Raw genomic sequence first — 19,530 nt, forward strand, 5'->3', positions numbered from 1 at the left:
TCAGGCCTGTACTTTCGGGATGGTGCCGGTAGCCGTGTACGGCACCCGGATTTCGCCGCGTGCGGCCTTGCCTGCAATGTCCGTACGGAACTGTGAGCCTTCCAGCTGAACCAGCTCCACGCCGTCGTACGCTTTTTCGCGGGCCTCAACCAGATCGGAACCGAGCGCCACCACCGCGAGGACGCGGCCACCGGCGGAGACAACCTTGCCTTCGTCGTCCAGCTTGGTGCCGGCGTGGACAACGTGGACGCCGTCCAGCTCGTCAACCTTCTTCAGGCCGCGGATGCGGTCGCCGGTGCGGGGCGTGTCCGGGTAGTTTTCGGCGGCAACGACGACGGCGACAGCCGTGTCCTTGGACCAGCGCAGCTCTTCTGCGGTGTCCAGTTCGCCCTTGGCGGCTGCCAGGAGCAGGGCACCGAGCGGCGTCTTGAGGCGGGCCAGGACAGCCTGCGTTTCCGGGTCGCCGAAGCGTGCGTTGAACTCGATCACACGGGTCCCGCGGGAGGTCAGGGCGAGGCCGCAGTAGAGGACACCGACAAACGGGGTGCCACGGCGGGCCATCTCGTCCACGGTGGGCTGGGCCACGCGGTCGATGACTTCCTGGACCAAGCCTTCCGGAGCCCACTCAAGCGGAGTGTAGGCACCCATGCCACCGGTGTTGGGTCCTTCGTCGTTGTCGAAGATGCGCTTGAAGTCCTGCGCCGGGGACAGCGGCACGGTGGTGCGGCCGTCGCAGAGGACGAACAGGGAGACTTCCGGACCATCAAGGAATTCCTCGATCACCACGGTTCCGCCGGCGTCGAAGCAAGCCTGCGCGTGGGCCAGGGCCTCGTCCCGGTTGCGCGTGACAACCACGCCCTTGCCTGCTGCGAGGCCATCGTCCTTCACAACATAGGGAGCGCCGAAGGTATCCAGGGCGTCGGCCGCTTCCTCGGCGTTCACGGCAACGCGGGCCATCGCGGTGGGGACGCCGGCTTCCGCCATGATCTGCTTGGCGAACGCCTTGGAGGCTTCGAGCTGGGCAGCTTCCTTGCTGGGACCGAAGACTGGAATACCAGCAGCGCGCACGGCATCCGAGACACCTGCGGCCAGGGGAGCTTCCGGACCTACGACCACCAGGTCCACGGCCAGCTTGGTGGCGAGGGCAGACACGGCTTCAGGGTTGTTCCCGTCGATTGCGTGCGTGGGGACCAGTTTGCTGATGCCTGCGTTGCCGGGTGCCGCGTGGACCTCGGAAACGTTGGGGTCTTCAAGCAGAGAGCGGACAATGGCGTGTTCGCGGCCGCCTGGGCCAATGACGAGTACCTTCACAGTCCTCAAGGGTACTTTGTGAAGCCGCGCGAGTCCTAAGGTGTGTCGATGGGCGGAACGGGATGAACCCGCCCTGCGCCCTAGACTTGGCACATGCCACTGAGTTCCCATGAAACGTTTACTGTTGAGTCCGCCGTCGAACTTGCAGTGATCGAACGCAGCGGTTTCATCGAATCACGGCACATCGGCGCAGCGGTAGTCCTGTCCGGCGACGGCAATGTGGTCACGAGCCTCGGCGACATCGACGCCCCCATCATGGCCCGCTCCACCCTCAAGCCTTTCCAGGCACTCGCGGCCATGCAGGCCGGCGTTCCGCTGCGGGGCGCCCAAGTGGCCGTCGCCTGCGGCAGCCACACCGGTTCCCTGGACCATATGGACGTGGTGGAGGGCATGCTCAAGGCCGCCGGGCTTCGCGTGGACCAACTCCAATGCCCCGCTGCCTGGCCGCAGGACGAGACGGCCCGGAACTGGCTGGTCCGTTCCGAACGCGGAGAGTCGAAACTCGCGTTCAACTGTTCCGGCAAGCACGCGGCCTTCCTGTGGGCCTGCGTGGAGAACAGCTGGGACCTCCGCAGCTACCTTGAGCCGAACCACCCCCTGCAGCAACGCGTACGCGCCGTGATCGAGGAATACAGCGGCGAGGCCATCTCCCATTTGGGCATCGACGGCTGTGGAGCCCCCGTTGCAGCAATCTCCCTCACGGGCCTGGCGCGGGCCTACTCCAGGCTGGCGAAGGCCCCTGGCGACCCTGCGTCCAACGCCCGCGCCGCCACCATCGCCACGTCCATGCTGGACTACCCGTGGGCCGTGCAGGGCAAGGGCGAGGCCAACACGATCGTCATGGAAGAGTTGGAGGTCCTGGCCAAAATCGGCGCGGAAGGCGTGCTGGTCCTCGCCACCCCAACGGGCGCCACTGTTGCCGTCAAGGTATTGGACGGCAACCTCCGCGCCACCTCCTTGATAGGCCTGACGCTCCTGGCCGTCAGCGGCGCCGTGAATATTCCCGCTGTGTCCAACGTCCTGGAGCGCGTCGTGGAACCAGTGCTTGGCGGCGGACGGCAAGTGGGAAAGATCCGTTTGGGTCACGCCGTGTCCGCAATGCTCGGCTAACCCGACTAATTTCGTCAGACAGAAGGAGCGAGTTTTCACCATGGCAGTTGCACGACGCCGCATCGACATCCAGGAGGGCCGCGCCGCGCTGGAAGCCTGGCAAACCGCCGTCGGGCCCTCCGGCGGTTCCGGCACTGCGAAAGGTGCCACCCCGCCGTCGCGCCCTACCATTGCGACGGCGGTCCGCTACTCCCTGGAGGAAGTCACAGCCCGCGCGCCGGGCAATTCCGTGGAGGTCCGCGTGCCGCCGTTCGGCGTGACGCAGTGCGTTGAGGGCCCGCGGCACACGCGCGGCACTCCCCCGAACGTCATCGAGACCGACGGCGCCACCTGGCTCGAGCTGGTGACGGGACGGATTTCGTGGGGAGAAGCAGTAGCCGCCGGTCGGGTGGCCGCCTCCGGACTGCGGGCCGACCTCTCGGCGCTGCTCCCCTTGTAACTGCCCTTAACGACGGCGGCCGACGCCCCTTGGTGAAGGGGTCGCCGGCTGCTGGTCCGTCAGTCAGGCTTAGTCCGGGCAGACCGGGGTTTCGGCCGGGCCCTTCTTGCTCATCTCAAACTGCGGGATGTTGTCCTTGGTGGGGCCACCGCGGAACTTTGGCGACGGGTTCTGGCCTCCGCTGATGCGCTCGAGTTCCTGCTCTTCATACACGTCTTCCTTGCCGAGCATGATGGCGGAGTCCTCGTTGGTGATTTCACCCTTGAAGGCGCGGAGCATGACGCTGCGGTCGAACTGGCCTTCCCACTTGGCCACCACGAACGTGGCCACGCAGTTGCCCAACAGGTTCACCACGACGCGCATGGAGTCCATGAGGCGGTCGGCTCCGAGGAGGAGCGCCACGCCGGCGACCGGGAAGATACCCAGGGCCGCAGCCGTTGCAGAGAGTGCCAGGAACGATGAGCCAGGGACGCCGGCCATGCCCTTGGAGGTCAGGAGCAGCACACCCAAGGCAGCCAACTGCTGGCCGAGATCCAGGTTGTGGCCGAAAGCCTGTGCCAGGAACAGCAGCGAAATCGAGAGGTAGATCGCTGCGCCGTCCAGGTTGAAGGAGTAACCCGTCGGAACCACCAGGCCGGTGGTGGCCCGGGAGCAGCCGGCATTGGTCAGCTTGGTCATGATGCGGGGCATAACAGCCTCGGTGGAGGCCGTGCCGAGTGCCAGCAGGAATTCCTCGCGGGTGTACTTGAGGAAGCTCCACAGCGGAACGCGGGCGAAGCCCCAGGCCACCAGGAACAGCAGGCCGATGAAGACGATTGCAGCCCCGTAGCAGGCAGCAATCAGGAGTGCGTAGGTGCTGAGGGTACCCAGCCCGTATTGGCCGATGATGAAGGCCATGGCGCCGAAGGCACCGATCGGGGCAACTTTCATGATCCAGGACATGATCTTGAAGATCAGTTCCAGCACGGTTTCCATGAGGCTGATGACGGGCATGCAACGCTCACGGCCGATCACTACGATTGCTGCACCGAAGAACACCGAGAAGAACAGCACCTGGAGCAGGCTGTTGTTGGCGAAGGCACCGATCACACTGGTGGGAATCACATCCAGGATGAACGCAGCGGCGTCCTTGGGCGGAGCGTTGCCGGTCTTGGCGTTGAGGGCGTCCTGGGAAAGGGTTGCCGGATCGATGTTCAGGCCGGCACCGGGCTGGACAATGTTGGCCACGATGAGCCCGAAGACCAGGGCGAAGAGGGTAGCGCCGGTGAAGTAGAGGAGCGCTTTGACCCCGACCCGTCCGACCGCCTTGACGTCGCCGACCGCTGAGATGCCCGTGACGATCACGAGGAAGATCAGCGGGGCGATGATCATCTTGATGAGTTGAATGAATCCATCGCCCAACGGCCGGAGGGTGGACCCGATGGTCGGCCAAAAGTGGCCGATGAGTACACCTGCGACGACGGCGATCAGAATTTGGAAGAAGAGCGACTTATACAGTGGCTTCTTCTTCCGCGGGGCCGAACTCGCCTTCAGCGCCGCAGAGTCTGGGATCTTCATTGATCTGAACCAATCAGTTTGGGAACAGCCCCTCATTTTCGGGGGATGTTTTTCAATGTAATCCTGCTCACATGATTCCGCAAGGGGAGAAAGCTTTTCCATAATATGGAAGTCATGATTGGTTTGGTATGCCAAGGATGGTGTGCCGCCACCACCTTCTTTGGCATGGGAAAGCCCCCGAATCGCCGGGAAATACGGCGATTCGGGGGCTGGCAGCGGCAAAGTTGGTCGCGGCGGCACGGGTGGGCCGCTGGGGTGGATCAAGGGTGGCGCAGGCTGAGCAGCCGCGTGGCCAGAGTGGATCAGGCTGAGCTGCCGGGTTGGGCCACTCGGGGTGAAGGTTGCGGGCCGCTCCCCTAGCCGCGGCCTACGAAGGGCATCCCTGCCGCAGTCACCACCAGGGAACCCACGCTGGCCGAGGCCGGCATGTTGGCCATGAGGAGCACGGCCCGGGCGGCGTCGTCCACGGGGAACATCGGCTCCACCTTGCGTGACCCGTCGGCCTGCAGCGCACCCGATCCAACACCGATGGTGTCCATGATTTCGGTGCGGGTGTTGCCGATATCGATCTGCCCGCACGTGATGCCGAAGCCACGGCCGTCCAATTCGATGCTCTTGGTCAGGCCGGTCATCGCATGCTTGGTCACGGTGTAGGCCACGGACCTGGGCCTGGGCGAGTGCGCGGAGATGGATCCGTTGTTGATGATCCGCCCACCCTGCGGCGACTGGGCTTTCATGGTCCGGACCGCCTCGGCGGCGCACAGCATGGAGCCCGTCACGTTGACCCGCAGCGTTGCTTCCCATTCCGCCACATCCAAGTCCCCCACGTCGCCGGAGGGCCCAAAGATGCCTGCATTGTTGAAGAGGACATCCACCCGACCCCAGCGCTGGCGCACCTCACCGAAAAGGCGGGCGACGTCGTCGGGCACTGTTACGTCGCACGGAACCGCAAGCGCCTCGGGGTGACCCTCCGCCGTCTCCAGCAGCTGCGCCTCGCGGCGGCCCGCCAGGGCAACACGATAGCCCTCGGCGAGCATGAGCCGGGCAACCGCCCTGCCGATACCGGAACCGGCCCCGGTAACGACGGCGACCCTCGGGTCGGAGGGCAGGCTTGGGTCAGTCATATGGTTGCCTTTCGGGGTTGCCTTAGCGTGCGGCGGTCTGGGCCGCGGGAGTTATCGGCCAGCCTATGACAGTCTTGGGGCGCGGTGCGGCGTAGGTGCGGACCTTGGACGTGGAGAGGCCCAGGCGGACGAGGGACTCGGCGATGGTGACGGCCGAAGCCACGCCATCCACCACGGGAACGCCAGTGCGCTGGCGGATCTGGTCATCCAGTCCGGCCATGCCACCACAGCCCAGGACGATCACTTCGGCGTGGTCCTTACTGACGGCTTCCTCGGCCTGGCCGACGATGGCTTCCACGGCGCGGTCCGGATGTTCTTCCAGCTCCAGTACGGCCATGCCGCTGGCCCGCACCGACGCGCAACGGGCATCGAGTCCGGCCAGCTTGAGGCGGTCTTCGATGAGCGGAACGGCCCGGTCCAGGGTGGTGACCACGGAGTACTTGTGGCCGAGGAACATCGCTGTGCTGGCGGCGGCCTCGGTGATGTCCACTACCGGGACGTCGAGGAGTTCCTGGAGACCCTCCCGGCCGTGTTCGCCGTAACCGGCCTGGATGACGGCGTCGAACGGCTCCGGATAGTTGACCACTGCGTCCATGACGGCGATGGCAGCCAGGTAGCTTTCGAAGTTTCCTTCGCAGGAATCAGCGCCGAAGCGCGGGGTGATGCCGATGATTTCCGTGCCGGGCGCGGCGGCGGCCCGTGCCTGGGCTGCAATGGAATCGGTCATGGACTGGGTGGTGTTCACGTTTGCGACCAGGATGCGCATGGTTTCCTCTCAATGGCCATGCCCGCCCTCGCCGGCGTCCGCAGGGATTCGGAGGCCGGGAGGGCGGGCATCACCGTTGCTGATGCTTTAGTGGGTGCTGGCGACGGCGATCGGCTCGCCGGAGACGTCTTCGTGCTGCTGCTTCTTGTCAGCCACGGCGAAGTACGTGAGTGCGGCGAGGCCCGCGCCGATGAACCAGGCGAACGGAGCCGCGGCTGCCAGCCCCGGGAGGAAGGCGATGGCGATGGCCAGTGCCGCTGCCGGGATCATGGCGATGATCGCCTTGGGGTTCACGCCGCGCTTGTAGAAGTACGCAGCCTTGGGATCCTCGGTGTACAGCTCGGGGACGTTGACCTTGCCGCGACGGACCAGCCAGTAGTCAGCCATGACCACGCCGAACAGCGGGCCGAGGAGTGCGCCGAGGCCACCGAGGAAGTACACGATGACAATCGGGTTGTTGTACAGGTTCCAGGGAAGGATGACCAGGCCGATGATGCCGCTGACCCAGGCAGCCCGGCGGAAGTTCAGGTGCCGCGGGAACAGGTTGGTCAGCGCGTAGACGGGAGCCACGAAGTTGGCCATCAGGTTCACGGCGATGGTCAGGATCAGCAGGGCAAGGCAGGCGAGGACCAGCAGGAGCGTGTTCGGGATGCTCTGGACAATGTCCGAAGGGCTCTCGATGACCGTGCCGTTGATCTTGTACTGTCCGCCGGCCATGATCACGACGATGGCTCCGAAGACCAGCATGTTGATGGGAATGCCCCAGAAGTTGCCCTTGACAATGGATTTCTTGGAGGTGGAGGACCGCGTGAAGTCGCAGAAGTTCAGGACGAACGTGCCGTAGATGGAAACCCAGAGGGCACCGCCGGCAAAGATGGTCAGCCACATCTCGGTACCTTCGAGGCCCTTGATTCCGGACCACTGGATGGCGCCGCCTGCTTCGATGAAGACCCACACGGCGATGGCGGCCATGGTGACGAGGATGATGGGCCCGGCGAAGGCCTCGTACTTACGGATCATTTCCATGCCGAAGCTCACGATGACCAACTGGACGATCCACAAGACAACAAAGGAGAACCAGCCAAGCGTGGAAAGGCCAAGGATGGAATTGCTGTCCAGGTCCTTGAGGCCCGGCGCGATAGCGACCAGCAGGACGCGCAGTACCACGGAGGCAAGGTACGTCTGGATACCGAACCAGGCGACAGCGACGGCGCCACGGACCAGACTGGCGATCTGGGCGCCACGGATACCAAAGCTGATGCGGCTCATGACGGGGAACGGAACACCCGTCTTCTGGCCCATGAAGCCGGAGAAGTTCAGGAGGGCAAAGAGCAACACGGCCCCAATGCCCAAGGCAACCAGGATCTGCCAACCGCCCAGCCCCAGCGAGAACAGGCCGATGGCAAAGGCATAGTTACCCAGGCTGTGGACGTCGTTGGCCCAGAGGGTAAAGATGCTGTAACTGGTCCACTTTCGGCCTTTGGCCTTGGTGGGTGCGAGGTCAATGTTGTAGAGGCTGGGGCTGATGGTACGGCCTGAGGCTTCGGAAGCGATGGCACAGAGTTCCGTATTTCCTACGGAAAGCAGGTGGTGCCCGCCTTGGTGCTCATCTTCTTCCGGAGTCCCAGTGACGCCGACTGATGAAGTCGTCTGCATCGTGGATCTCCACTTCGTACTGTTTCCACATTATGAAAACAAGTTATTGAATAGTGAAAGAACTCTATGACTCAGGTCACGTCACGTCAAGGGTTGAACTGTATGACGGGTCACATTCTGTTGATTGGCTCGACAGACAGGAGTTGACTGTAGCGGTCCCGCAATCCGTATTGACGCTGCCCAGCAGGCGTGCGTAATCTCGAATTGCAGAATTTTATTCTCACAATACGAAATTCCATGAGCGCCCCCACAGAGCAAGCGCCCAGACATTCAATGAAGAGAGGTTGGACGTGGCTGCAGGAGAAGAGACCTCACACATCCTTAGTGGGTTGACTGCCCAGTTGCCTGATCGTGATCCGGAAGAGACCGCGGAGTGGATTGAGTCCCTTGATGCGTTGATCGCGGAGCAGGGTACGGAGCGGGCGCAGTACATTATGCGTTCGTTGTTGCAGCGTGCTGGTGCCCGGAGCGTGGGTGTTCCGATGGTGACGACCACTGATTACGTGAACACGATCCCGGTGGACCAGGAAGCGGTGTTCCCGGGCAACGAGGAGTTCGAGCGCCGGTACCGGGCGTACATGCGGTGGAACGCGGCCGTGATGGTGCACCGGGCGCAGCGGGCCGATATTGGTGTGGGCGGGCATATCTCCACCTACGCCGGGGCCGCGACGTTGTATGAGGTGGGGTTCAACCACTTCTTCCGCGGCAAGGACCACCCCTCGGGCGGGGACCAGGTGTTCTTCCAGGGCCACGCGTCTCCGGGCATGTACGCCAGGGCGTTCATGGAAGGCCGGCTCACGGAGGAGGATCTGGACGGGTTCCGGCAGGAGAAGTCCAAGGAAGGCCATGCCCTGTCTTCCTACCCGCACCCGCGCCTGATGCCCGGGTTCTGGGAGTTCCCGACCGTGTCGATGGGTATCGGCCCGATGAACGCGATCTACCAGGCCCAGTCCAACCGGTACCTGCACAACCGCGGGATCAAGGACACCACCGACCAGCAGGTCTGGGCGTTCCTCGGTGACGGGGAAATGGACGAACCCGAATCCCGTGGCCTGCTCCAGCTCGCCGCGAACGAGAACCTGGACAACCTGAACTTCGTCATCAACTGCAACCTCCAACGCCTCGACGGACCCGTCCGCGGCAACGGCAAGATCATGCAGGAGCTGGAGGCGTTCTTCCGCGGCGCGGGCTGGAACGTGATCAAGGTCGTCTGGGGCCGGGAATGGGACACCCTCCTGGAGAACGACACCGACGGCGCCCTGGTCAAGCTCATGAACGAAACCGCCGATGGTGACTACCAAACCTACAAAGCCGAATCCGGCGGGTTCGTCCGCGAACACTTCTTCGGCCGCACCCCGCAAACCAAGGACATGGTCGCGGACCTCAGCGATGAACAGATCTGGAACCTCAAACGCGGCGGCCACGACTACCGCAAGGTCTACGCCGCGTACAAGGCAGCAACGGAGTTCAAGGGCAAACCCACCGTCATCCTCGCCAAAACCGTCAAGGGCTACGGCCTGGGACCGCACTTCGAGGGCCGCAACGCGACCCACCAAATGAAGAAACTGACCATGGAAGACCTCAAAGCCTTCCGCGACCACCTGCGCATCCCCATCACCGACGAACAACTCGACGCGGACCTCTACCGGCCCCCGTACTACCACCCCGGCATGGACGCCCCCGAAATCCAGTACCTCATGGAACGCCGCAAAGCCCTCGGCGGGTTCCTGCCCGAACGCCGCCCCTCCCACACCCCCGTGACCCTGCCCGAAACCAAGTCCTACGAGATCGCCAAACGCGGCTCCGGCAAACAACAAGCCGCGACCACCATGGCCTTCGTCCGTTTGTTGAAGGACCTGATGCGGGACAAAAACTTCGGCAACCGCCTCGTCCCGGTCGTCCCGGACGAATCCCGCACCTTCGGCATGGACGCGTTCTTCCCCACCGCGAAAATCTACAACCCCAAAGGCCAGAACTACCTCTCCGTAGACCGCGACCTCGTCCTGGCCTACAAAGAATCCCCCGCCGGCCAACTCATCCACCCCGGCATCAACGAAGCCGGAGCCGTCGCCGCGTTCACCGCCGCCGGAACCTCCTACGCCACCCACGGCGAACCCCTGGTCCCGATCTACGTGTTCTACTCCATGTTCGGCTTCCAACGCACCGGCGACTCCTTCTGGGCCGCCGCGGACCAAATGACCCGCGGCTTCATCATCGGCGCCACCGCAGGACGAACCACCCTCACCGGCGAAGGACTCCAACACGCCGACGGACACTCACCCCTGCTCGCCGCGACCAACCCCGCCGTACGCACCTACGACCCCGCCTACGGCTACGAAATCGGCCACATCATCCGCCACGGCCTCGAAACCATGTACGGCGAAAACAGCACGGATAAAAACGTGATGTACTACCTCACCGTCTACAACGAACCCATCACCCAACCCGCCGAACCCGACAACCTCGACACCCAAGGGCTCCTCAAAGGCATCTACAAACTCGCAGACGCCCCCCAAGCCACCAACGGAGACCCAAACCGGCCCACCGCCCAAATCCTCGCCTCCGGCGTCTCCGTCCCCTGGGCCCTCGACGCCGCCCGCATCCTCAACGAGGACTGGGGCGTCGCCGCGACCGTCTGGTCCGTCACCTCCTGGAACGAACTCCGACGCGACGGACTCGCCGCCGACGAACACGCCTTCCTCAACCCCGGCCAACCCGCACCCACCCCCTTCATCACACAACAACTCAACGGCCACCACGGACCCGTCATCGCCGTCTCCGACTACATGAAAGCCATCCCCGACCAAATCCGCCAATACATCCCCAACGACTTCGCCTCCCTCGGAGCAGACGGCTTCGGCTTCTCCGACACCCGCCAAGCCGCACGCCGCTACTTCAAAAACGACACCCACTCCATCGTCACCAAAACCCTGCAGATGCTGGCGGCGAGGGGCGAGGTCGAGGAGGGCGCGCCGTCGTACGCGATTGACCGTTACAAACTGCTCGACGTCAACGCGGGCACCACGGGTGGCGCCGGCGGAGACGCGTAACTAGGCGACGCCAGACAAGTCGGCCCGTAAGAGCGCATGAAAAAGGTGGCGGCAGTGTTCCCAACGAACACTGCCGCCACCTTTGCGTTCAACCGGACAAGCTACGTCCCCAGATTCCTCCGGTCCACGACGAATCCGGTGGCTGCGTTCTCCCGGACTGCATTGATCCCGGCAACCACGGCTGCCAGGCTCGGGAACTGTGGCGACACTGCCACAACGGTTCCATCGTCGGCCGTGAGCCGGAAACGGAAGGTGTTGGTTCCTGCCTTGAGAATTTCGAAACTGCCCGCCATCTTGCTGACCTCCACGCGTCATTGCACCAGAGCTGATTTGAACGTGTCCCTTCAGACAGTAATCGCCGCCGGACGCCGCCAACAGCCCTACCCATGAGTAGTTTGCAACCGATTTTGGTAGATGTACTGGAAAGCCTTGAAGGAGCTAGAGACCGCATGGAACCCCGCGCGTATGGTGTGTTTATGACTCAATCCGGCAAGGCGCCCATCACCGGCGTCCTGCTCGCTGCCGGGGCCGGCACACGCTTGGGCCGCGGCCCCAAAGCCCTGCTGCCTTTCCGCGGGCGCACACTGGTTGAAGTGGTGGCCGACACCCTGTTCGACGGCGGCTGCCGTGAGGTTGTGGTGGTACTCGGTGCCGAAGCCGAACGCATCAGGAACAGCACGGACCTGGACCGTTACACCGTGGTGGAAAACGCCACATGGGCAAAAGGAATGGCGGGCTCATTCCGCACGGGAATCGAGGCGGCATCGCAGGGCAACAGCATCATGGTTGCGCTGGTGGACCAGCCCGGCTTAACCCCGACGGCGGTGAGCAGGTTGCTGGGCAGCCACCGGCCCGGTCGGATCACCGCGGCCGCCTACCCTGATGAGTCGGGCCAGCTTAAGCGGCGGCACCCAGTGATTATCGACGTCGGGCTTCGCGCCGAAGCCGCTGCGGCAGCGAGCGGTGATACCGGTGCGCGATCCTTCCTGAAGGCACACCCGGGCCTGGTGGATCTGGTGGACTGCAGCGATCTCTGCTCCGGCGAGGACCTGGATACCAAGGACCAGCTGCACCTCCTGGAAGGGTAAATTTGGGGGCATGATCCGCATCGAAACCGACGATCCCGCACGCCCCGACGTCCATGCCCTCCTAAGCGAGCACCTGGCCGATATGTTCGCCACCTCGCCCGCGGAGAGCGTTCATGCCCTGGATCATTCGGCGTTGCGGCACGAGTCCATCACATTCTGGACTGCACGCGAGAACGGGGAGCTCCTGGGTTGCGGGGCCTTGAAGGTGCTGGGGGTGCCGGGCGAAGCGGAGATCAAGTCGATGCGGACCACTTCCGGGGCCCGGGGGCGCGGCGTAGCCACGTTGATGCTGAACCATATTCTGGCGGAGGCACGAAACCGCGGCTATGACCGGATTGCCCTGGAAACGGGGACCGAGGAGTACTTCGCTCCCGCGCGGCGTTTGTATGCCAAGCACGGGTTCACGGAGTGCGCTCCTTTTGCCGACTACACCTTGGATCCGAACAGCGTGTTCATGGAGCTCCCCCTTTCACCCAAGTAGGTCGCAGATCAGGTCGTTCCCAGCGCTGGGAACGACCTGATCTGCGACCCAGTTGGGCCAGTTGGGCAGGGTGGGTTAGACGGGTGCAGTGGTGCGGTCGCGGAGGGCCAGGTAGATCTTGTCCCGGGCGATGGGCAGTTGACCGAAGCGGATCCCGGTGGCGTTCCGGATGGCGTTGGCCAATGCGGGAGCCACGGGGTTGAACGGGCTTTCGCTCATGGACTTGGCGCCGAGCGGGCCGGTGGAGTCGTTGGTGGTGGCGAAGTACACCTCGCTCCGGGGCACGTCCGCAAAGGACGGAATGTGGTACTGGCGCAGGATGTCCGTGGTGACCTGGCCGTGGTCATCCACCTTCACTTCCTCGTACAACGTGGCACCCAGTGCCTGTGCAATGCCGCCTTCGATCTGCCCCCGGCATTGCCGCGGGTTGACCACCACGCCCGCGTCGGCCGCCTGGACGCTCTGCAGGATCCGCAACTCCCCCGTTCCCGTGTTGACGGCGACCCGGAATCCATGGACGTTGAAGGCCACCGAGCGCGGCGTCCCACCCCAGTTGCCGTCGGCGGCGAGCCGGACGCCCTGGAGAGTGCCGGCGTCGTAAATCTCCTTGAGCGGCACCGAACGGTCGCCGCATTCCACGGCTCCATCCACCAAACGGCAGTCCGCCAACGGAACACCGGTCAAAGACGCCGCTACGGTTTGGATCCGGGTGGCGAGTTCCAGTGCCGCGGCAAGCGTTGCCTTTCCGGCCACCACCGTTCCGGCCGAACCGAACGCGCCAGTGTCGTGCTCAACGAGGTCCGTATCCGACTGCCGCACCTGAATCTTGTACGCCGAGGAAGCCAGCGCCGTGGCCGCCAATTGCGCGTGGACCGTTGTGGTGCCGTTCCCGAATTCCGCCGTTCCAACGTCGACGGCGAACCTTCCGTCGGCTTCCAGGCTCACGCGGGTGTGGGCGAAGTGGCCGCGCGGCGGAACGGTATCGATCATGGACAGTGCCGCGCCTTCACCGGTGACCCACTCCGGACCGAGGTCGTCGAGGCCCGCGGCACGGTAGCGTTCCTTGCCCCGGTCCAACGCGTCGCGCACCAAGTCCACGCACTGGTCCAGCCCGTAGCTTCCATAATGCACGTCTTCTTCCGGCTCGGGCGTGGTGGAGAGCATGTGGTCGCCGGAACGGACCATGTTCTTAAGCCTGAACTCCAGGGGGTCCATGCCGATCCCCACGGCGAGCTCGTCGATGGCGGATTCGATGGCGAAAATCATCTGGCTCAAGCCATATCCACGGAAGGCGCCCGCCGGGACCGTGTTGGTATACACGGACTGGGCATCCACCTTCTTGTTGGCGCACTTGTACACAGCCAAGGATTCGCCGCAGCCGTGGAACATGACGCCCGGCGCGTGGTTGCCGTAAGCGCCGGTGTTGGTGACCACGTCGAGTTGCAGCGCGGTGAGGTAGCCGTCCCGGTTGGCTCCCGCCTTGAGCTTGATGGTGAACGGGTGGCGCGTGGTGGTGGCAGTGAACTGCTCGGTACGGGTGAACTCCACCTGCACGGGTCGCTTCAGGACCAGGGCCGCCAACGCCACGAGGTCTTCCGTGAGCACTTCCTGTTTGCCGCCGAAACCGCCACCCACGCGGCCTGCGACCACGCGAACGTTGTCGGGCTGGAGCTTGAAGAGCCGCACCAGGGTGCGTTTCACCAGGAACGGAACCTGGCTGGAGGAACGGACCATCAGCCGACCGTCCTCATCCACCCAGGCGATGGACGCGTGGGTTTCCATCGCCACGTGCTGCACTCGCTGGGTCTGGTACGTGTGCTCATGGATGAAGTCAGCGGCTGCGAACCCTTCCTCCACGCTGCCGAGTTCCGCATGGACCTCGGCCACCACATTGTCCAGCGGCCGGGCAATCCGGGACTGGACGGCATCCTTCTCCCCGTGGATCGCGGGAGCACCCGGAAGGATGGCCTCCTGCGGGGTGAAGACGGGCTCCAGGAGTTCATACTCCACTTCCAGCGCACGGGCGCCGGCCTCGGCAGCTCCCACTGATTCGGCAACGACGGCGGCAACGCGCTGGCCAATGAAGCGGACCACGGTGTCCAGCAGCCGGGTATCGTCCGGATCGTCGGTGTAGATCTCGTGTTGTGCCGTCGAGAACAGCTGTTGTGGCGCGTCCTCGTGCGTGAAGACGGCGACCACGCCGGGCACCGCCAGGGCGGGAGCCTTGTTGATGGACACAATCCGGGCGTGGGCATGCGGGGAGCGCAGGAGCTTGAGGTGCAGCAGGCCCGGGAGTTGCTCCGCCGGGACATCCAGGGTGTAACGGGCAGTGCCGGTGACCACGGCCTGGCTGGCGGGTGCGGGGACGTTGTCGCCGAGCTGTCCCACTTTGGCTTCCACGGCGGCAGGTGCCGGGGCCCCGGAAACGTCAGTTCCGGCGTCGTGCTTATGACCGTCGTTTGAATGCCCGCACACCGCGTCAGCGATGGAGCGGTACCCGGTGCAGCGGCACAGGTTTCCCTTGAGGTTCCGCGGCAGGTTGGCACGCTGCTCGTCGTCGAACGTTGCGGCGGTCATCATCATGCCGACGGTGCAGAAACCGCATTGGAAGCCCTGGCCCTCCATGAACTGCTCCTGCACAGGGTGGAGTCCCTCAGCAGTGGCAAGGCCTTCGATGGTGGTGACGGCTTTGCCCTCGGCACGGACTGCCGGGTAGATGCAGCTGTGCACGGGCGTGCCGTCCACGTGCACTGTGCACGCTCCGCAGTCGCCGCCGTCGCAGCCCTTCTTGACCCCGAAGTTTCCTTGCTCGCGCAGGAAGGTGCGCAGGCACTGGCCGGGACGGGGAGTGGCCTGCGAGGCAGCGCCGTTGATCTCAATTGCCATGGGAGGCCTCCTTCGAGGTGCCTGGGGTTTCGGGTTGCGCGGACGGCTGCGGCGATGTGGCGTGAGGCGGCCAGAAATCGCCGGACACGGTCATGGATTCGTCCAGCAGCTCCGCCCGGATTTCCTCGGCGAGCCGCAACGTCATGTCATGCCGCCACTCGGGCAGGCCGTGGATGTCGTCGTGGTACAGGTCAGCGGGAATTGAATGTTCGACGGCGGCAGCCAACGTGGCGGCGTCCGGAACCCGGTCCGCGGCGAACCTGAGTTGGACCGGCCGTTTGGTGGAAGCGGTCACCGTGATGACCAGTCCGAAGACGGGATCAAGCCGGCCGATCAGCAGCACGCCGGAACGTCCAAGATTGCTCAGGGACAGACGCCGGAACGCCACGCGGGCGGAGAGTGCCTCAGCGGGAAGGTGGATGCTCCGGAGGAGTTCGCCCGGGGCCAGGACATTCTGCAGCTCTCCCGTGACGAAGTCCGCAACGCTTACTGAGCGGCTGGAGCCATCCGGGCTGAGGATGGTAGCCACTCCATCCAGGCCGGCGCAGAGGGAAATCATGGGGCCCGCCGGAAGGGACGTGCAGATGTTGCCGCCCACCGTGGACATGTTCCAGATCTTGAAGGACGCCACGAAGGAGTCACAGCTGGGACGGATCAGGGCAAGACCGGGCCATTCGCGGTGGGCGGTTTCCGCGGCTTCCGGGAGCGCGTAGAGCTCCGCGACGGTGCAGGTCGCGGCGAGTTCGATGCCCTCATCGCTCACCGTGATGGCCGGCCAGCCCGCGTTCCCCAGGTCAAGGAGCCGCTGCAGGACGGTGCTTCCGTAGGAGAAGAGGACGGTCCCGCCAGCCAGCCAGGCGTCACCTTCACGCCACTCGGCAGGGTCCGTGGTGGGCACCACGGCCTCGATGGTGTTCATGTCCATGGGTCCTCCTGGGTTTCAGGGTCTGTGTTAGCGCTCGAGTGGATGGGCCCCGAGCTGTCTTTGAGGGAGCGGAACGCTCCTGTTCTTGGCCGGCTCCCGCGGGAGGCCACGATTTCCGCCGTGATGGAAACCGCGACTTCCGCCGGTGTCACGGCGCCGAGCTCCAGCCCGATCGGTGAATGCAAACGCTCCAGGGCCTCGGCCGGGGTCCCCTTGTCCAGCAAGGCATCGATGCGTTGCCGGTGGCTTCGCCGCGAACCCATCGCGCCAACGTAGGCGAGCTTCAGGTTCAACGCCGTTTGCAGCAAAGGGATATCGAATTTGGGGTCGTGGGTCAGGACGCACACCACCGTGCGGGCATCGATGCGTCCGGCCGCGGCCTCGCCTTCGAGGTAGCGGTGCGGCCAGTCCGTCACTACCTGGTCCGCGCCCGCGAAGCGGTTTTGCTGGGCAAACGCGGGTCGGGCGTCGCAGAGCGTGACGTTGTAGCCAAGAAGTTGGCCGGCAGGGAGCAGCGCTGCACCGAAGTCGTTGGCACCGAATACCAGCATCCGGGCAGCGGGGAGGCGGCTTTCCACGAACAACGTGATGGGTTGCGGCTCGGGTTCTTCACGGGGGTTGTCCCATCGGTCCAGCGTGACCCAGCCGTCAATGCAGCCTTCGGGTGGAGCGAGCCGGACCAAGCCGGCGCGGCCGCCCTGGAGCAGCGGCTCAATCTGGGCAGCGGCAGCGAAGAGCGTGGCCGGATGGTCCCCCAGCAGCCTGGCGAGGTCCTCGGACTCCATGGCCCGGAACCGGACCGGATCATGCACGACGACGGCACCTCCGTGGGCGTCGAGCCTGCGGATCAGTGCCAAGGGAGGAGGGGTTTGGTCATCGTTGGCCGCGGGGCCTGTGAACGCGGAGAGCTCCGGCATTCCGGCCTTGAGTGGCTGGATATGGACTTCCAGTTCCCCTCCACAGGTGAGTCCGACGGCGAACGCGTCCTCGGAACTGTAGCCGAACGACTCAAGGCGGGGGCCTCCGTCGCGCATTGCTTCCAGGGCCGCTTCAACCACGGCGCCTTCCACGCAACCGCCGGACAGGCTGCCCAGGATTTCGCCGTTTTCGGAGACCATCATGGAGGTCCCCATGGGCCGCGGCACGGAGCCGCCTGTCCCGACGATCGTGGCCACAGCGCAGAGCTGGCCGGAGACCGCAGGCCGCCAGCTGCCCAGTGAAGGCATCAGATCCAGCATGGCTACACGTCCTTTTTCCAGGTGTCCCGGCCATGTGGTCCGGCCGGAGCAGTGCGCGATCTTGCCCCATGTTCTCATTCCCGAAGGTTGTTGAGGGGTAGTCGCGATTAATCGGTAAGAAGTCATAGGTGCGGGGGCAAGGGCTTCATCTCCCTGCCCCCGCTCCATAGCGGAGCATCGGAACCCAGCCGCCGCCCGCCGTCGTTCCCGTATGGAGCGGGACGACGACGGCGGGCGCCTATTCGTGCGGTGGGATCCAACGGACCGCCGATCTTGGTGCCGGTTTGCCCGCCGGCCCGGGGTTTCGCGCGGCCGCTAAATGCCCATCAGGGCGTTGATCGGACCGCGGGCGAAGTAGATCACGAAGCCTGCCGTGACCACCCACATGAGCGGATGGACCTTCTTGGCCTTGCCCGACGCCGCGTTGACGATGGCGAAGGAGATGAATCCGACGCCGATGCCGTTGGCGATGGAGTACGTCAGCGGCATGGTCACGATGGTCAGGAAGGCCGGCAGCGCGATGGCGAACTTGGTGAACTTGATCTCGCGGATCTGTGCCATCATCATCGCGCCAACCACCACCAGGGCCGCAGCTGCAACTTCCAGCGGGACCACCGAGGTGAGCGGGGTGAAGAACATCGAGCCCAGGAAGAGCAAGCCGGTGACCACAGAGGCCAAGCCGGTACGGGCGCCTTCGCCGATGCCCGCTGCGGAGTCGATGTAGACGGTGTTGGACGAACCGGAGGTTGCGCCCCCCACCACCGCGCCCATGCCTTCGACAATGAAGGCGGACTTCAGCTTGGGGAACGTACCGTCCTTGTGGGCCACTCCTGCGCTCTTGGCCAGGCCGGTCATGGTGCCCATGGCGTCGAAGAAGTTGGTGAACACCAAGGTGAAGACCAGCATGGTGGCGGCCAGGCCGCCGATGCGGGCGAACGAACCGAAGAGATCGAACTGGCCTACCAGGCTCAGGTCCGGAACGGAGACCAGCTGGCTGGACAGGATGGGGACGTTGAGGTGCCAGCCGCCGGGGTTGTCGGCGGTGCCTGGACCGATGTGGAACACAGCCTCGGCAACAGCGGCGAGGACAGTGGTGGCGACGATGCCGATGAGCAGTCCGCCCTGGATCTTGCGGGCCACGAGGATACCCATGGTCAGCAGTCCCACGATGAAGACGAGGGTGGGGATGGAAGTGATGGATCCGTCATTGCCGAGCTGGACTGGTGGGCCGCCTGCCGTGGGACGGACAAAGCCGGAATCGACGAAGCCAATGAAGGCGATGAACAGGCCGATGCCCACAGTGATGGCGGCCTTGAGTTCCTTGGGTACTGCCTTGAAGATCGCCGTCCGGGCACCCGTGGCGCCGAAGAGGACAATCAGGACGCCGTTGATGACCACCAGGCCCATGGCTTCGGGCCACGTGACCTCCTGGATCACTGCGACGGCAAGGAACGAGTTGATGCCCAAGCCCGCTGCGAGTCCGAAGGGAAGGTTGGCCACGAGGCCGAAGACAATCGTCATGACGCCCGCGGTCAGGCCGGTAACTGCACCCACCTGTGCTGCGGAGAGCCAGCCCCCGGCAACATCCGTAGGGGCATTATCGGCAGAGAAGCCTCCCAGGATGAGCGGGTTGAGGATGACGATGTACGCCATGGTGAAGAACGTGACCAAGCCGCCGCGGAATTCGCGGGCCAGCGTGGAGCCGCGCTTGGTGATCTGGAAGAACTTATCCAGGAAGTTCGGCGGCTTCTTGCCGCCTCCGTTGGCGAGGGCCGTAGCCGTGTGCTTTGCCGCTGTGGGCTCTGCGTTCTTGTCCCCGTTGGGGAAGAGCGCAGCCTGCTTCTCAGCTGCTGTCTGCATTTCTGCGTTTTCCAGGATTTCCATGTCAGCCACCGGGCC

Annotated in this window: 15 protein-coding genes; 5 read left to right on the top strand and 10 right to left on the bottom strand. The window is 64.4% G+C overall.

What is annotated here, in order from left to right; translation table 11 throughout:
• On the bottom strand, window positions 1–1,311 hold the full coding sequence (purD, locus tag ACIPV6_RS21490; protein ID WP_400272871.1) for a phosphoribosylamine--glycine ligase: 1,311 nt from the start codon (window positions 1,309–1,311) through the stop codon (window positions 1–3).
• 93 nt (window positions 1,312–1,404) lie between these two features.
• Between purD and ACIPV6_RS21495 the strand changes: the two genes are divergently transcribed.
• Together ACIPV6_RS21495 and ACIPV6_RS21500 are read left to right on the top strand one after the other, a co-directional pair.
• Window positions 1,405–2,421, top strand: coding sequence for an asparaginase (locus ACIPV6_RS21495; RefSeq protein WP_400272847.1), 1,017 nt, complete (start codon window positions 1,405–1,407; stop codon window positions 2,419–2,421).
• A gap of 40 nt (window positions 2,422–2,461) precedes the next feature.
• Entirely contained in the window at window positions 2,462–2,860 is a 399-nt protein-coding gene (locus ACIPV6_RS21500; protein WP_400272848.1) for a sterol carrier family protein, read from the top strand.
• Between the two features lie 69 nt (window positions 2,861–2,929).
• On the opposite strand, the gene ACIPV6_RS21505 is transcribed toward ACIPV6_RS21500, so the two are convergent.
• The 4 genes from ACIPV6_RS21505 to ACIPV6_RS21520 form a co-directional block, all read right to left on the bottom strand.
• Complete coding sequence (locus ACIPV6_RS21505; protein ID WP_400272849.1) at window positions 2,930–4,417, bottom strand: cation:dicarboxylate symporter family transporter; 1,488 nt, start codon at window positions 4,415–4,417, stop codon at window positions 2,930–2,932.
• 356 nt (window positions 4,418–4,773) lie between these two features.
• Window positions 4,774–5,541: an SDR family oxidoreductase gene (locus ACIPV6_RS21510; RefSeq protein ID WP_400272850.1), complete on the bottom strand. Its 768-nt coding sequence runs from the start codon at window positions 5,539–5,541 to the stop codon at window positions 4,774–4,776.
• Between the two features lie 22 nt (window positions 5,542–5,563).
• Complete coding sequence (locus ACIPV6_RS21515) at window positions 5,564–6,307, bottom strand: aspartate/glutamate racemase family protein (RefSeq protein WP_397326538.1); 744 nt, start codon at window positions 6,305–6,307, stop codon at window positions 5,564–5,566.
• Window positions 6,308–6,394: 87 nt separating this feature from the next.
• Complete coding sequence (locus ACIPV6_RS21520) at window positions 6,395–7,963, bottom strand: NCS1 family nucleobase:cation symporter-1 (RefSeq protein ID WP_400272851.1); 1,569 nt, start codon at window positions 7,961–7,963, stop codon at window positions 6,395–6,397.
• 290 nt (window positions 7,964–8,253) lie between these two features.
• Between ACIPV6_RS21520 and aceE the strand changes: the two genes are divergently transcribed.
• Window positions 8,254–11,013 carry a pyruvate dehydrogenase (acetyl-transferring), homodimeric type gene (aceE, locus tag ACIPV6_RS21525; protein WP_400272852.1) on the top strand — a complete coding sequence of 920 codons (2,760 nt, stop codon included), beginning with the start codon at window positions 8,254–8,256 and terminating at the stop codon, window positions 11,011–11,013.
• A gap of 101 nt (window positions 11,014–11,114) precedes the next feature.
• Here aceE and ACIPV6_RS21530 read toward each other — a convergent pair whose 3' ends face one another.
• Window positions 11,115–11,306: a YegP family protein gene (locus ACIPV6_RS21530; RefSeq protein ID WP_397323327.1), complete on the bottom strand. Its 192-nt coding sequence runs from the start codon at window positions 11,304–11,306 to the stop codon at window positions 11,115–11,117.
• A 156-nt stretch (window positions 11,307–11,462) separates the two neighbouring features.
• Here ACIPV6_RS21530 and nboR point away from each other — a divergent pair, with 156 nt between their 5' ends.
• On the top strand, window positions 11,463–12,101 hold the full coding sequence (gene nboR / locus ACIPV6_RS21535) for a nicotine blue oxidoreductase (RefSeq protein WP_400272853.1): 639 nt from the start codon (window positions 11,463–11,465) through the stop codon (window positions 12,099–12,101).
• 10 nt (window positions 12,102–12,111) lie between these two features.
• Window positions 12,112–12,582, top strand: coding sequence for a GNAT family N-acetyltransferase (locus ACIPV6_RS21540; protein ID WP_400272854.1), 471 nt, complete (start codon window positions 12,112–12,114; stop codon window positions 12,580–12,582).
• Window positions 12,583–12,657: 75 nt separating this feature from the next.
• Here ACIPV6_RS21540 and ACIPV6_RS21545 read toward each other — a convergent pair whose 3' ends face one another.
• The 4 genes from ACIPV6_RS21545 to ACIPV6_RS21560 form a co-directional block, all read right to left on the bottom strand.
• Window positions 12,658–15,468, bottom strand: coding sequence for a molybdopterin-dependent oxidoreductase (locus tag ACIPV6_RS21545; RefSeq protein WP_400272855.1), 2,811 nt, complete (start codon window positions 15,466–15,468; stop codon window positions 12,658–12,660).
• Window positions 15,458–16,393: an FAD binding domain-containing protein gene (locus ACIPV6_RS21550; protein ID WP_400272856.1), complete on the bottom strand. Its 936-nt coding sequence runs from the start codon at window positions 16,391–16,393 to the stop codon at window positions 15,458–15,460. The genes ACIPV6_RS21545 and ACIPV6_RS21550 overlap by 11 nt, the downstream gene beginning before the upstream one ends.
• Window positions 16,384–17,631, bottom strand: coding sequence for an XdhC family protein (locus tag ACIPV6_RS21555; protein WP_400272857.1), 1,248 nt, complete (start codon window positions 17,629–17,631; stop codon window positions 16,384–16,386). The genes ACIPV6_RS21550 and ACIPV6_RS21555 overlap by 10 nt, the downstream gene beginning before the upstream one ends.
• A 315-nt stretch (window positions 17,632–17,946) precedes the next feature.
• Entirely contained in the window at window positions 17,947–19,524 is a 1,578-nt protein-coding gene (locus ACIPV6_RS21560) for an NCS2 family permease (RefSeq protein WP_400272858.1), read from the bottom strand.
• Window positions 19,525–19,530 lie beyond the last annotated feature (6 nt).

This window comes from Paenarthrobacter sp. NPDC089988, assembly GCF_044748465.1.
In the GTDB taxonomy this organism is placed as follows: Bacteria; Actinomycetota; Actinomycetes; order Actinomycetales; family Micrococcaceae; genus Arthrobacter.